The sequence below is a fragment of the Pradoshia sp. TA40_28 genome (assembly GCF_059694525.1).
Genome location: NZ_JCATZO010000004.1, coordinates 314,190 through 330,609, shown reverse-complemented (window position 1 = coordinate 330,609; position 16,420 = coordinate 314,190). Strand labels below are relative to the sequence as shown.

General features: G+C 39.1%; 9 protein-coding genes. 4 read left to right on the top strand and 5 right to left on the bottom strand.

What is annotated here, in order from left to right:
* The first annotated feature begins 365 nt into the window (after positions 1-365).
* Positions 366-7,517 (top strand): Cna B-type domain-containing protein, encoded by a 7,152-nt coding sequence (locus AC58NB_RS07620; protein WP_497426227.1) that lies wholly within the window; start codon positions 366-368, stop codon positions 7,515-7,517.
* Between the two features lie 243 nt (positions 7,518-7,760).
* Here the strand turns inward: AC58NB_RS07620 and AC58NB_RS07615 are convergent, their stop codons facing one another.
* Entirely contained in the window at positions 7,761-8,051 is a 291-nt protein-coding gene (locus AC58NB_RS07615) for a hypothetical protein (RefSeq protein WP_497426226.1), read from the bottom strand.
* A gap of 253 nt (positions 8,052-8,304) precedes the next feature.
* On the opposite strand from AC58NB_RS07615, the gene ypfJ reads away from it, so the two are divergent.
* Positions 8,305-9,129 (top strand): KPN_02809 family neutral zinc metallopeptidase, encoded by an 825-nt coding sequence (gene ypfJ, locus AC58NB_RS07610; protein ID WP_497426225.1) that lies wholly within the window; start codon positions 8,305-8,307, stop codon positions 9,127-9,129.
* Between the two features lie 321 nt (positions 9,130-9,450).
* Here ypfJ and AC58NB_RS07605 read toward each other — a convergent pair whose 3' ends face one another.
* Positions 9,451-9,813 carry a hypothetical protein gene (locus tag AC58NB_RS07605; RefSeq protein ID WP_497426224.1) on the bottom strand — a complete coding sequence of 121 codons (363 nt, stop codon included), beginning with the start codon at positions 9,811-9,813 and terminating at the stop codon, positions 9,451-9,453.
* 323 nt (positions 9,814-10,136) lie between these two features.
* Complete coding sequence (locus AC58NB_RS07600; protein WP_497426223.1) at positions 10,137-11,306, bottom strand: ROK family protein; 1,170 nt, start codon at positions 11,304-11,306, stop codon at positions 10,137-10,139.
* Positions 11,307-11,499: 193 nt separating this feature from the next.
* Between AC58NB_RS07600 and xylB the strand changes: the two genes are divergently transcribed.
* Together xylB and AC58NB_RS07590 are read left to right on the top strand one after the other, a co-directional pair.
* Positions 11,500-12,999: a xylulokinase gene (gene xylB, locus AC58NB_RS07595; RefSeq protein WP_497426222.1), complete on the top strand. Its 1,500-nt coding sequence runs from the start codon at positions 11,500-11,502 to the stop codon at positions 12,997-12,999.
* Between the two features lie 198 nt (positions 13,000-13,197).
* Positions 13,198-14,838: a hypothetical protein gene (locus tag AC58NB_RS07590; RefSeq protein ID WP_497426221.1), complete on the top strand. Its 1,641-nt coding sequence runs from the start codon at positions 13,198-13,200 to the stop codon at positions 14,836-14,838.
* Positions 14,839-14,887: 49 nt separating this feature from the next.
* On the opposite strand, the gene rarD is transcribed toward AC58NB_RS07590, so the two are convergent.
* On the bottom strand, positions 14,888-15,796 hold the full coding sequence (gene rarD, locus AC58NB_RS07585) for an EamA family transporter RarD (RefSeq protein ID WP_497426220.1): 909 nt from the start codon (positions 15,794-15,796) through the stop codon (positions 14,888-14,890).
* A 367-nt stretch (positions 15,797-16,163) separates the two neighbouring features.
* Complete coding sequence (locus tag AC58NB_RS07580; protein ID WP_497426219.1) at positions 16,164-16,397, bottom strand: hypothetical protein; 234 nt, start codon at positions 16,395-16,397, stop codon at positions 16,164-16,166.
* Positions 16,398-16,420 lie beyond the last annotated feature (23 nt).

Below are 16,420 nucleotides of genomic sequence, written 5' to 3'. Positions count from 1 at the left end.
AAACTTGCCATCTATAAGAAAGTGAAATCCCCAAGTTTGTTTGTCACTAATTTGTTAGAAAATCATCAATCCTTAAAATATAGATTTTTACTTCCTAACTAGCCCCTTCACTCTATGATATTCTTTAAAAAACACTGCTGTAATATGATTCTATTTGTATATTAGTATAATTAATGTTAATAATTACATTAGTTTAAATTATTTAAAAATTGATAATATATTGAGTGTACATAGTTTACTAGGATATTTATTATTTTTAAATATTATTCTAGTAAATAATATAAATGAGGGGAGATGTTTTAAGAAATTAATTAAATAGTGCTTTAAAAACTGCTCCAAAAAAACTTCATAAGGGTGTGTGAATCATGAGATCGACTCGGAGTAGGTACTACAAGAAAGAACGCAAGAGAAAAAGAGTATTCTCAATTCTGACGTTGCTTTTTCTTCTTGTGCAAACGATTTTAACTCCGGTAGCTCAGTATGTAAATGCTGACAGTGCAACTGTTGGAATCAGTTTTGACAATCCATCTCCTCTAGAAGGAGATATGCTAACAGCAACACTTACTGACAGTGGAGAAGATTCTGGTACATTAACCTTCTCTGTACCAACTGGTTTGAGTATTAAAGAACTTACTGAAGGTCAAGACAATATGGATATCAGTAATAAAGATACTCAATCCTTAAGTTTTACTTGGAAAGAAGAAAGTGATCAAGTTGTGAAAGTGCAAGTATCTGCTGATGCAGCAGGTGACTACATGCCACAACTAACTTCTCAGAACGGAGGTACTCAATCTGTTGAGATTCAGGTCACACCACCAGAACCAGAAGTGACAACGGATGAAACAGCAGAAGGAACTACCAAGGAAGAAGGAGCAACAGCAGAAGAGAGTGCCCCAGATTCAACTGAGGAGGAAGTAGTAGAAGAAGAGTCTGCAGATAAAGAATCTGGCATTTCTTCTGAAGAGAATGTTGAAAAAAATTCTGTTACTTCTGCAGAGGAGAACGCCGATAAAGAGGAAGTAACTGAAAAAGAATCAGTTAATGAAAGTGATATCAAGGCATCCTCTCAAAAAGAAAAAGCTGCAAATGATGAAGTGGAGGTAGCAGCAGAAATTCCATTTAACCGTGGAGAAAGTAATGCATCTGATGCAAATCTTGATGCTCAAGGCGATCTAAACCTACCAATTACAATTCGCGATTTTAATGCGGATGGTATTTTATTTGAATCCAATTTTCCTGATGAAATCAAAGTAATGCCGGGTTTTGTAGAGGAGAATATTGGTCCAGGGAAGAAGCCAGTATACACAGATGCAATGGTAAACTATACAAAACCGATAACGGTTAATCCAACTGACGAGGCTACAATCAAATCGGGGCTTAAGGACCTATTTACCGTTTCGGATGACGATAGGGTACTAACAACAACATTACCACTTAAAAAAAATAGTGATGGGATGTATGAGTACACCGCTAATCACTTCTACCCAATTGATGACAAACTACTTGGGAATGAAGAAAGAGATGGTCAAAAAAGATATCATAATTATCACTTCACTTTAGAGATGCATACATCTTTCACTTATCAAGGTGGAGAGGTATTTAACTTTAAAGGTGATGATGATGTTTGGGTATTTATCAATGGTGAGCTCGCTATGGATTTAGGTGGTATTCACGAACAAGCAGACGGTGTCATTTATTTAGATTCACTTGGATTAACAAGAGGTGAAACATATACTTTTGACTTTTTCTATATGGAACGCCATACTACAGAGTCTCATTTAAAAATAACAACATCCATTGCCTTTCCGGAAGTTATCAAATCTGTAAGCAAATCAGAAGCTAATTTGGGAGATACGCTTGATTATACCATTACAGCTAAAGATGTTGTTGCTACAGGTTCAAATAAAGTAGTACTAACTGATAAATTGGATAAGGGGCTTGATTTAGACGAAGATTCTGTTTCTGTTCTCATTAATGGAAAAGAACCAACGACGACAGAACAACCAACTATTAATTTTGATGGGGAAACATTGACTGTCGAAATTGATAATCTTAAGGATAATCCAGTAATAACAGTTTCCTTTAAGGCTAAGGTTAAAGAAAATATAGATTTTGAGGTTTCTGGGGATCAATATGTTATCCCTAACCAGGCGGTAATAAAAGATGAAGTAAAAGGTAAAACATTTACAAGTAATGAAGTAACAACGGATGTATATTTAACAACAGTTTCCGGTACTAAAACATGGGATGATGCTAACAATCAGGACGGCAAGCGTCCAGAGTCTATTACGGTGAACCTATTGGCGGATGGTGAGCCATACGATAGTAAAACCGTGACCGCCAAGGATGAGTGGACGTACAGTTTCACTAACCTTCCTAAATATAAGGACGGTAAGGAAATTACGTACACTATCACAGAAGTGGCAGTCGCAGGATATGAGACTGAGGTAGAAGGTTATAACATTACTAACACTTATACACCAAAGATAACTGAAGTCTCTGGAACCAAAACATGGGTCGATGGTGAAGACCAAGATGGTAAGCGTCCAGAGTCTATTACGGTGAACCTATTGGCGGATGGAACGCCATACGATAGTAAAACTGTGACCGCCAAGGATGAGTGGACGTACAGTTTCACTAACCTTCCTAAATATAAGAACGGTAAGGAAATTACGTACACTATAACAGAAGAGGCAGTCGCAGGATATGAGACTGAGGTAGAAGGTTATAACATTACTAACACTTATACACCAGAGATAACTGAAATCTCTGGAACCAAAACATGGGTCGATGGTGAAGACCAAGACGGTAAGCGTCCGGACAGCATTACAGTGAATTTGTTGGCTAATGGCAAGAAAGTCAAGAGTGTAAAAGTGACACCTGATGAAGATGGCAACTGGACGTACAGCTTTACGGATCTTGACAAGTTCGCTGGTGGTAAGGAAATCGTCTATACTGTTAGCGAGGAAGCTGTAGAGGGTTATACAACAATCGTTGATGGCTATAACATTACGAACACGTATGAACCTGAGAAAGTTAACATCTCCGGCACGAAAACATGGGATGATGCGGACAACCAGGACGGTAAACGCCCAGAATCTATCACGGTGAACCTATTGGCTAATGGCAAGAAAGTCAAGAGTGCAACAGTAGAACCTGATAAGGATGGCAACTGGAAGTACAGCTTTACGGATCTTGACAAGTTCGCTGGTGGTAAGGAAATCGTTTACACCGTGAGTGAGGAACCTGTAGAGGGTTATAAAGCAACGGTTGATGGCCATGACATCAAGAACACGCATGAACCTGAGAAAGTGAATATTTCCGGTACTAAAACATGGGATGACAAGGACAACCAGGACGGTAAACGCCCAGAATCTATCACGGTGAACCTGTTGGCTAATGGTAAGAAAGTCAAGAGTGCAACAGTAGAACCTGATAAGGATGGCAACTGGAAGTACAGCTTCACTGGTTATGACAAATACGCTGGTGGTAAGGAAATTGTCTACACCGTGAGTGAGGAACCTGTAGAGAGTTACAAAGCAACGGTTGATGGCCATGACATCAAGAATACGCATGAACCTGAGAAAGTGAACATCTCCGGAACCAAAACATGGGATGATGCGGATAACCAGGACGGTAAACGCCCAGAATCTATCACGGTGAATCTGTTGGCTGACGGAGAGAAAGTTGATAAAGCAACAGTGACTCCTGATGAGGAAGGGAACTGGAAGTATAGCTTCACAGATCTTGACAAGTACGCCGGTGGTAAGGAAATCGTCTACACCGTGAGTGAGGAACCTGTAGAGGGTTATAAAGCAACGGTTGATGGCCATGACATCAAGAACACGCATGAACCTGAGAAAGTGAATATCTCCGGAACCAAAACATGGAATGATAAGGACGACCAGGACGGTAAGCGCCCAGATTCCATCACGGTGAACGTATTGGCTGACGGTGAGATGGTTGATAGTAAGACTGTGACAGCCGAAAATGGTTGGACATACAGCTTCACCGACCTACCGAAGTATAGTGAAGGTGAAAAAATCGAGTACACTGTGACCGAGGACGAAGTTGAAGGATACGAGACGAAGATAGAAGGTTATAATATTACGAACACTCATACACCTGAGAAAATCAATGTCACTGGTAAAAAAACATGGGATGATAATGATAATCAGGACGGCAAGCGCCCAAGCTCTATCACGGTGAACTTATTGGCTGACGGTCAGAAGATAGATAGTAAGACTGTGACAGCCAAAAATGGTTGGACATACAGTTTTGAAAATCTTGACAAGTATGTTAATGGAAATGAAGTCAAGTATTCTGTCACAGAAGACGCAATATCTGATTATGCAACTACTATAGAGGATTACAACATTATGAATGTCCACACACCTGGTAAGACTTCAGTTACCGTAAATAAGGTTTGGAATGATGCTAACAACCAGGATGGAAAGCGTCCAGAATCCATTAAGGTTCAACTGCTAGCTAACGGTGAAACTCACGGTGAACTTATAGTGCTTGATGAAAGTAACAATTGGTCCTACACATGGACCAAGCTTGATGAGTATTCAAGTGGAACAGCAATTGAATACACTGTCGAGGAGATTAGCGAAGTACCTGACTATACTACAACGATTGCAGGAGATGCCACTGTTGGATTCACCATTACGAATACTCATGAGGTAGAGACAATCTCTTTATCAGGCACCAAAACATGGAACGATGCCAACAACCAAGACGGTAAGCGCCCAGAAACTATCACGGTAAATCTATTGGCTAACGGTGAGAAAATAGACAGTAAGACTGTGACAGCCAAGGATAAGTGGAAATATAGTTTCGATAACCTTCCTAAATACAAGGAAGGCCAAGAAATTGAGTACACTTTGAAAGAGAATGAAGTCGCTGGATATGAGACAGCTGTTAATGGCCTTAACATTACGAACACCCATAAACCTGAGGTTACCAAAGTTTCTGGTACAAAAACATGGAACGATGCGGATAACCAAGATGGCAAGCGTCCAGAAAGCATCACGGTGAACCTGTTGGCGGATGGCGAGAAAATTGACGAAAAGACTGTGACGGCTAAGGAAAAGTGGGCATACAGTTTTGCTGACCTTCCAAGATATAAGGAAGGTAAAGAAATTGAGTACACTATAACCGAGGAAGCAGTGGCCGAATACGAAACAGTCGTTAAGGGACATGACATTACTAATACTCATGAGCCTGAGAAAATCAAAGTTTCTGGAACCAAAACATGGAACGATGCGGATAACCAAGACGGTAAGCGCCCAGAATCTATTACAGTAAATCTATTGGCAGATGGTAAGAAAATTGATGAAAAGACTGTGACGGCTAAGGATAAGTGGAAATATAGTTTCAGCAACTTACCTAAATACAAGGAAGGCAAGGTAGGTCAGGAAGTCGAGTACACTTTGACGGAGGAGGCCGTTGCTGAATACGAGACAATTATTAATGGCCATAACATCACGAATACCCATAAACCTGAGGTAACAGAAGTCTCCGGTACAAAAACATGGGAAGATGCGAATAACCAAGACGGCAAACGCCCTGAAAATATCACGGTAAACCTATTGGCTGACGGTGAGAAGGTTGACAGCAAGACTGTAACTGAAGAAGATAAGTGGACATATAGTTTTACCAACCTACCGAAATATAAGGAAGGTAAAGAGATTAGGTACACTATAACCGAAGAAGCAGTTGCCGGATACGACACAGTCGTTAAGGGACATGACATTATCAATACTCATGAGCCAGAGAAAATCAAAGTTTCTGGTACAAAAACATGGGATGACAACGAAGATCAGGATAACAAGCGTCCAAAATCCATTACGGTAAACCTGTTGGCTAACGACAAGAAAGTCGAAAGTATCAACGTGACACCTAATGAGGATGGCAACTGGAAGTATACCTTCAATGATCTTGATAAGTACGCTAGCGGTGAGGAAATCAAGTACACTGTGGCTGAGGAACCAGTTCCTGGATACAAAGCAACAGTTAAGGACTTCAACATCACTAACAGCTATGAGCTTGGTAGCGTACTGGTGAATAAAGAGGTGACTGGAGTATCTGAGGATCACTTGGGTGCTGCTGAATTTACCTTCATTATTACAGGCCCAGATGATTCTGAGCAAGAAATCACTATACCTGCCGGAGATAATAAGGTACTAAAAGGCTTGACGCCTGGCAAGTATACCATCAAGGAAGTCAAACCTGATCAAGCTTACAATAATGAATCTTACAACTATCTAGGAACAAGTTATCAAGTCAGCGGTACGGAAGAATCTATAGAAGCCCTTGAAGGTCAAATAGTGGTAAGTGAAAATAATAGAACGGTAGTAACTTTTACTAACAGTTATGAGCCAGTTGGTGACTTAAAAGTAGTAAAAGTCGATTCTGCAGATAACAAGAAAGTCTTAGAAGAAGCAGAATTTACGCTTACAGATAAAGAAGGAAATGTCCAAACTCTTACTACTGATAAAGAAGGGGTAGCGTTCTTTGAAAACTTGCCATATGGAGAATATGTATTACAAGAAACGAAGGCTCCTAAAGGGTATATTTTTAAAGAAGGACAAACATGGACAGTTACAATCGACGATCAATCTGTAGTCGAAATGCCAATCGAAAACACGAAAGGAACTCCTAGTCTTGAAGTGTCCAAAACAACAGACAAACAAGAATACAAACAAGGTGAAACAATCCATTATACAATCACCGTAACGAATAATGGTGACATTGATTTGGAAGGGATCTCACTTGAAGGCATCTTCAGTAAAAATGGAGATGCTAGTATTGAACAATTGGAACTGAAAGAATACACAGGTCCATTTAATCTTAGAGTTGGCGAAAGAGCTACGTACACTGTTGACTATGTGATTCCGAAAAAAGACCTACCTGATACAACGTATAAAAATGTAATAACAGCAATTGTAGAAGGTATGGATCCAATTAGTGATGATGTCACTGTCATCGTTGATCCAACTTACGCTCTTGAAGTGAATAAACAAGCGGATAAAGAAGAGGTTAAAGTCGGAGAAACGATCACATACACGATTACAGTTACGAACACAGGCAAACATGCCTTGACTAACGTGAACGTAGTGGACGAAATGGTTGGTCTTGATATAGTTATTGAGAAACTTGAAGTTGGCGAAACCGAAACATTTACAGTCGAACATGTGGCTACTGCGGAGGATGTTGGTGAATTAACGAACATTGCGGTAGCAAAAGTGGTTATTGATGGTAAAGAAATAGTTGATGAAGGTTCTGTAACGGTTAAAGTATCTGAAGAGGATGCTCCAGTCGTTACACCGGATCAAGATAACTCAGCTACTGTAGACCAGGAAGAACCAACTGTCATTGACACAGTCGTTCAAGGAGTGCATAAATTCATTGAAAATCCTAAAACTGGCCAAACTACATTAAACATTCTTTTAGTTTTAGCAATATTCCTGATTGCTGGAAGCGGCTTGTATGTTTGGAAAAGAAAACAGTAAGCGTTTTTCAGAGTAAGTGAATAGTAGTTTAATAGAAAACCAGCTTGAGTCTGACTCAAGCTGGTTTTTTGTTAATAGAAATAAGGCTATAAATTGAATATATAGCCATTTTGCAGCATAGGTCTTTTCTCTTTTCACGTTGGAAATGTATTAAAGGCAGAGGGTCATATAGGCCCTCTTTTTGATAGGATTGTTTCATTTTAGAAGAATACGTTTATAGATGTAAGATGGGTACAGCGAGGTTTAGTGTGTATTAAGATTTCCCAAATCAGACTTAAATTCTTCATACAGCTGATTTTGGCCCAAAGATTTAGCGAGATTCATGAGATCTAGATAGTCGTCTGCGGTCAGAGCTGTCTCGTCTAAACTATGCAGATAATCATAGCGGAATGTTCTTTTTCTTAGATGATAAATAGGTTCTTTAAAATAGACAGTGGCTGTTTGTTTAGTGTTATCGACTTGGGCAATGACTCCCTCTATCTTTTCACCTTTTTCAATAATAAATACCGGTTTCCCCACTTTGAATGCTCTCATTTTTAAACATCCTTTATTATTGATTTTTTATCCTTCTTAATACAGTATATATACCCTTTGGCGTAAAGTAGTACTCTATTTAGGGGATTTAAAAGAAAATAATAGAATATGACTAGGAAGAATATACAGACTGAGAGATTTGGCTTATCTTTATTACATGATGAAATAAGCTAATCTACCAACTTAATGAATGACTCCCATCCATTTAAGGGTATAGGCAATAGATAGTTAAGAATGACTGGGAGGAAAACATATGAAGTGGAAGGGCAGAAGAGCTAGTGATAATGTGGAAGACCGCAGAGGAATGAAGAGTAAAGGCATAATAGGCGGTGGAATTGGTGGAATCATTATTCTGCTGGTGATTACACTACTAGGTGGAAATCCGACAGAACTATTGAATCAATTGGGAGGATCGTCAACGACTAATACGACCAACACAGAGTACGTTGGAACACAGGAAGAAGAGGAATTGGCGGAATTTGTATCAGTCGTTTTAGCAGATACGGAAGAGGTTTGGACGAAGCTTTTTAAAGAAGAGGGATTGGTTTATGAAGAACCTACTCTCGTTATTTATCATGATAGTGTTCAGTCGGCCTGTGGGACAGCTGGTTCCTCGGTTGGACCATTCTATTGTCCGGGGGATCATAAGCTTTATATAGATTTAAGTTTCTATGATGAGTTGAAAAGAGAGTTTCAAGCACCGGGTGACTTTGCAATGGCCTATGTCGTTGCCCATGAAGTGGGTCACCATGTCCAAACCATACTGGAAACAGAAAAAAATCAGCGTGCCAATTCTAATGATTATTCGGTGCGCTTTGAATTACAGGCTGATTATTTAGCCGGTGTATGGGCTCACCATGCAAAGAGTATGGATTTGCTGGAAGAGGGTGACCTGGAAGAGGCTATCACAGCTGCGAGTGCCGTTGGCGATGATACGATTCAAAAAAGAGCTCAAGGGTATGTGGTGCCGGAAAGTTTTACCCATGGTACATCTGAACAGCGAATGAGATGGTTTAAAAAAGGGTTTAAATCAGGAAATATAGAAGATGGAGACACGTTTAATATAAACACACCTTAAAAGATGAAAACCGCCTTGAAAAGCGGTTTTTTTATTTGTAAAAAATCAAGCAGTTTAACGAATCGAATTGTTACAGGTAAACCAATTAGGAGGATAAAAATGAATATGGATCCAGACGACTATTATTGGAAGTGGCTTATGGAGAGATGTGGAAGTTTGATGAGTCCAATATGTTGATGATTGAATAGATTGAGGAAATAAGTAATATCCTTCTTTATTTTTTCCTTGATAGATAAATAATCTTACGTTGTGACGGTAGCCAAGAAACAGAAATCAGGCTAAGGGGGGATGATTTTAACTTTGCACAAAAAAAGCTATCCTTTAATACGGATAGCCCGTGTGTCCTTGAATATAATTTTTAAGGTTGAAAGCGTGATGTTTGATACAAAAAGAAACCGCAGTATTCTTTATATTTTGTCCGATAGAAGCAAGTTTAAATTCAATTTCTGGAAACAATTGATTAATCGGATCTCTATATTTATTGAATAGTTGATCGTCTTCATCATACATGATTAAATATGGCGTGCAATCATAGTCAATCAGATCTTGCAGCCAATGCATAGCATCACCGATGTTTTTAAAATTTGTTTCCATATACCAAAGTAAGTCGGAATAACAATTATCTTTATCACCAAAGGTACTATCAATAAAATCGAATAAGTGCGTTTTATCTAATACGGTCACGGTAAATTCCGCCTTTCGTAAAAAGTAAAATGGTTCTGTTATTAACCTATTACCACCAATAAGACGATTTTAAAACAATTAGTTTCTTTTTAATCTTGTCCATTACCTATTCTAGGAATGCTTAGATTTGGATGTCTGTAAGGGAAATAGTGCAAGTGCATTCATTTGGGGATGTATCTATTTTAAATCATTCCTTGTGGCTCTTTCTGAATTAGGTAAGATGAAATAAAAAGGCAGAAATGTTTATACATAAACATTCCTGCCTTCTACCGTTCTTTTCCGGACTAATCCCGATGGGACAACCTAATTTAAAAAATCAACCTCTACTGGATGGCCTGCTTACAAATGTTTTCAATAAAATCTTCGACGGCAAACGCGGATACACCAAGAGCGGATGAATAGATGGATAAATCGGAAAACTGAATTTGTAAGTCCGTTTTGCTGACATTTAATGCACATACATTCACAACCGTTTCCACTTGATCCTTAATCCAGTCTTTTGCCATAGCGAGGCGGTTTCCGATGATGATTTGATCAGGATTGAGGGTGTTGACGATATTGGCTATGCCAATTCCGAGGAATTTGGCTGTTTCTGTAAAAATCGCTTGAACTTGCTTCTCAGTAGCTGCTAGTTCAATTAATTTTTCCAGTGTCCATTCTTCGTTTGATTCAAGGATGGAAGAGGCCTTTTTTATTAATGCCTTTTCAGACGCATATAATTCCCAGCATCCTTTGCTTCCGCAGGAACATGGCAATCCATCGTATTGAATCATCATATGCCCCATTTCACCGGCAAATCCGCATGAACCTCGATAGAGCTCACCGTTTAGAATCATTCCAACCCCTATTCCAATCCCAGCACTTATATAAACCATATGATCTGAGGATTGGGTGGAGCTTATCTTTCTTTCGGCAAAGGCACCGGCATTTGCTTCATTTTCAATCAGGACGGGAAGGTTAAATTCCTCCTGGATTTGTTCTTTCAATTTCTTATGTTCCCACTTTAAATTAGGAGCGAGTAAGAGTTCGCCTTCTATGTTAACGATTCCTGGAACAGCCAAGCCAATTCCAACTACCCCATATGTACTTTCAGGAGCGGAAGAGAGGAGGGAACGAATTAAATTGGTTATGATTTGGAATGCTTCGTCATAGTCCGGATTCATTGCCGGTTGTTTGAGCTCTTTGACGATGGTTCCATTTAGGTCGGTGAGCACACCAAGTATGTAATTAACTCCGATATCAATCCCGATTACATGGGCTGCGGAATGTTGAAAGAGAAGCATGACCGGACGTCTGCCACCACTTGATTCTCCCGGTCCGGTTTCATAACAGATATTGGCTTCCAAAAGCTCGTTGACGAGGGAGGAAACGGTTCCTTTTGTCAGGCCGAGTTTTTGTGCTAAATCTGATCTTGAAATGGGGGCATCCTCGCGAATGGTATCCAATACTTTTTGTTTGTTATTGATTTTGATTGTTTGCTGATTCCACTTCATATCTATACTCCTTCTTTTTATCCCTATTGTTAGTTATATCATATTCTTAAAAAATAAAAAACTTAGTTCATCCATTAGACAAACTAGGTGTCCGGTGCTAAAATTAAAGGTATAGATACAATGTAAGCGATATCAAAAAGTGTGCAGGTTTGCAATAGATATGTATTTTTTATAGAGAAGAGGAGTGGCGTAGATGCGATATGTGATTGGGGTAGATCTTGGGACCAGTTCGGTTAAAACATTGCTGATGAATCAAGAGGGTGAAATATGCGGGGAAGTGTCCAAAGCGTATCCGCTGATTCATGAAAAGTCCGGCTATAGTGAGCAGGATCCGGAGCAATGGGTGATGAAAACAAAGGAAGCCTTAAAGGAATTAGTGAAAGAGTTCAATGGGGACGTTTCATCGATTGAGGGAATTAGTTTTTCAGGGCAAATGCATGGCCTGGTCATGGTAGATGCTGATATATCCGTATTGCGTCCAGCCATTCTTTGGAATGATACAAGGACAACGGCTCAGTGTCAAACCATCTATGACAGGGTCGGAAAAGAGAAGCTGATCTCGATTACGAAAAATCCGGCATTAGAGGGCTTTACGTTAACCAAGCTTTTATGGGTAAAGGAACATGAACCAGCTATCTATGAAAAAATGGCTTACTTTATGCTTCCTAAAGATTACCTTCGTTATCGAATGACAGGGGTTATTCACAGCGAATATTCGGATGCAGCTGGAACGCTCTTGCTTGATGTGGGCAATAAATGCTGGAGTAGTGAGATTTGCAGAATCATGGACATTAAAGAAGAGATATGTCCTCCATTGGTTGAATCCCATGCTTGTGTGGGTACCCTTGTTCCTGATTTTGCAGAAGAAACAGGATTGCTTCCAGAGACGAAAATTTTTGCCGGTGGAGCTGATAATGCGTGTGGAGCTATTGGTGCTGGCATCTTACATGATGGTAAAACTTTATGCAGTATTGGAACATCGGGTGTTATTCTTTCTTATGAAGAATCAGGAAATTGTGATTTCGAAGGAAAGGTCCATTATTTAAATCATGGAGAAGAGAATGCCTACTATACGATGGGCGTAACCCTGTCAGCGGGACAGAGCTTAGCATGGTTTAAAGAACAATTTGCAAGTGAAGAATCCATGGAAGAATTGTTGAATGGCCTTGAATCGATTCCGCCTGGCGCAAGTGGGCTGCTCTTTACCCCTTATCTATCCGGTGAAAGAACGCCTCATCCAGATGCAAAGATTCGCGGTAGTTTTATTGGAGTGGATGCCCTGCATACACGCCTTCACTTTGCCCGATCTATCATCGAAGGAATTACGTTCTCCTTGCATGAATCCATCGAAATTTTCCGTGAAAAGGGGAAAACGATTGATCGTGTTGTCTCCATCGGGGGAGGAGCTAAAAATGAGACATGGCTCCAAATTCAAGCCGATATTTTCAATGCAACTGTCGTTAAATTGAAGAGTGAGCAGGGACCAGCCGTTGGGGCAGCTATGCTTGCGGCATATGGCTGTAACTGGTTCTCTTCCTTGAAGGAATGTGCGGAGGTGTTCACCGTTACTGGTAAAGAATACGAACCAATCGCGGAAAATGTAGAAACCTATCAATCTTTGTTCCGATTATATAAACAGATCTATCATCAAACAAAAGAACTGAATGAGGGATTAATGGAATTCCGTAAATAACATAGAAGAAATGGAGGTTGTTTGAAAGTCAGTGAAAGTGACTTTCAAACAACCTTTTTTAATTCACTGTAAAAAGACACCAAGGACTCTTGCTTTCTAACGATATTGTAATCTTGTAATTATTCATACTTTTAAATGTATTTTTATTATTATGATATAATTTATACAACTACAGTATATTTGAAAGAGGGGAGTTCTTTGTCAATCCGAAAATCATCCATCTTGTTATCTATATGCTTATTAAGTGTGCTTACAAGTTGTTCGGACAACGGCGGTACATCGACTTATCGGGAACATGACGTAAATGATGATGCGTATGTCATGCTGAAGGAAACGGATTTGTATATTAAAGAAGTAGACCATGATATCGAAAAGGTAGATTCAGATGTTAGGGAGGATACGCTCCATTATCGGGACGATCATCACGGACTAATTTATATAAATGGAGACAATGATTTATACAGCTATAAAGAAGGGCAGAAAAAGAGAATAGCTGAAAAAGTATCAACCAGTAGACTGCCGTATCAAATCTCTTTTGATGAGAGCTCTCTTGCTTATCTAACAGAGAAGAAAAATCAATTATACGTCATGTTTGATGAATCCGAGGCTGAGAAGGTTCGTTCTCATATTGTGCAATACAGGCTATCATCAGACGGGGATCGTTTGTTTTATATCAATAAAAACAAAGATTTATATGTTCTTACAAAAGATGAAGGGGAAGAAAAACTGGCCTCAAAGGTAGCGAATTTTCAAGAATCAGAGAATGGTACAAAGATACTAATTTGCACGGATGATGGTGAATTATATAGCAGAGACTTAGAACAGAAAAAGAATGTTAACATTCATGCGGATAGCCATGATTATGGCGGATTTCATGTAGGAGACGGAGGAGAGTATTCCTATCTAGCAGACTATCAGGGGGATATAGGAGAACTTTACTGTGTATCCAATAAGGATGAAGTGACTAAAATCGCTTCTGATGTTTTGGATTATGAGAAAGATGGAGAATCCTATATTTACTTGAATGGAAATCAGCAATTGCTCTTGAAGGAGATTGGGGACAAAAAATCTGAAACGATTGCAGAGCGCGTTGTAGATTTCTTTTTACTAAAGGATGACATCTATTATTTTGATGAGTCGTATACCATGTACAGGGTGAACCATTCCGGGAATCCTACGGAAATAGCAGGCGAGGTCATGAGGGATTCTGCTAGCCAGCTTTGCTGGTCAATTGTAGATGATCAAATCATCTATTTATCAGCGGATCATACGTTGATTTTGGATGGGAAGAAAATCGCGGATGATGTGACCAGCTTTGTATCCTATGTGGATCATGTCGTGTACACAACTGAAGATGAACAAGTAAAATCCTTTAGTACTCATGATACAGATGATCAGCAAACATTTGAATATGCGGATACCTATACGAAAATTTATTATGGGAATCAATTGGTCTACAACAATACTTTATCGTTGGCTGATATAGATGGTATTTGGGGCGTAGAGGGTACAGAAGAGGAGATTCTTGATGGATATGGAGTAGAATATGGCCCTTACTTCTTCGAAATTGTGATGAGTTCTGATCGTCATATGGGGCATCTTATTATGTATGATGAAGAGGAAGAGCTTGTAATGGAACTGAACATGGAAGATTCCGATTCTGAATATATTAAAGTGACGACGGATGTAGAGGATGTTTCATTCATGTTCAAAAAAGTAAGTGATCAGAATTTAGATTTTATTTTTGGTGGGGATGAATTAGATTCCATTCCTCTTTATAAGTCCTCGGTTGATGAACTTGAATTGTATTATGAACAATATGAGATGGCTTATTTCTAATCCTATTCAAAAAAGAGATGACTGTTTTAGTCATCTCTTTTCCTATGTTTTAGCTAGCGCTTTTCTTGTGCTTTCTTGCTCGATATAGGTTGGATGCCGTGTAGATAATCAAAGCGATCCAGATAAACAAGAAGGAAACTCCCTGAAGGATAGTGAAGGTTTCATCATAGACAGTTACCGCCATCACTAGCATAAGGGTTGGAGCTAAATATTGTAAAAATCCAATCATGGTATAACTGATTCGTTTGGTTCCTTCCGCAAAAAGCAATAATGGAATGGCGGTTATCACTCCTGCTCCGACAAGAACTAAATTAACTTGCGTGCTGTACGATAAAAACGGATGCTCTGCAAAAAATAAAAGATAAATCAGTCCAACCGGTGCAAGGATCATGGTTTCGAGTGTTAAACCTGTCCACGGATTAATCGATACCATTTTCTTGATCAGGCCGTATAACCCGAAGGTAAGCGCCATGCATATGGCAGGCCAGGGAATAGAGCCTTGACTCCATGTTAGAATAACTACACCAATTATGGCCGATAAAACAGCAATCTTTTCGCCATTGCTTAGTCTTTCTTTTAAGAAAATCATCGCCAGTATGACGTTGACGATTGGATTGATATAATAGCCCATGCTGGCGGATAATATATTATTGCTATTGACTGAAAAGATAAAGATAAACCAGTTAGCTGAGATTAATAGAGTTGCGAGGGTAATCGCCAAGGTTAATTTAGGTTGTTTGAGTATACCCTTGATTTCCCCAAAAACGCTTTTTGTCTTACCAAAACAAAAGACCAGGAGCACCATAAACACAAAAGACCATAGGATCCGGTGTGCCAATATCTCCAAATCTGATACATCACCTGCTAATTTCCAATAGACCGGGAGGCATCCCCATAAAAAATAAGCTCCGCCACCAGCTAAAATGCCGAGCTTTTTCTCTTTCGCGTGATTCTCCATAATTACACTTCTTTCTACTATAACTTTCTCTCTGTAAAAATCTATTATACTCCTGAAAAATTGATTAGGAAATATACTTGATTTGAATTACATTAAGCGTTTTAAATCTGGCACTATCCTGTTTGTTAAATGCTAATCTTCTATTTTCCTGAATCTTGAAAAGAAGGATCCTTCCTTTATACATGATACGAGGCTTACAAAATTTAATGAATGAAAGTGGAGTTACTTTATGCTGAAGGGGATTTATCGCCCTAAGAAACCAGATAACATCGAACCTAGTGAAAATAAATTCATTACTAATTGGTGGAACTTGATTAGTCAATTTGGGTTGTTAGCAGATTTGGGGTAGTAGAGGGGGAGCGGAACACTATGGGAGAGGTTTATTAGCAACAGACGAATTTATAGAAAAAAACGATGGAAGCAAGAGGGTATTTAATGATTTAGTTCTATCAGCAACCATCGCTCTTACTATTGGCATACAAGCAATAATAAAGAAAAGGAAAATAAAGAAAGTTCCTCTTTCAAAATTAAATACCCAGGTGACAATTGCTGCTATACTAACAGCGATTATATAGATAATAGTAGTTAGCGATAAAGGCATAGCTCTTGCTCCTTTTTATAAAT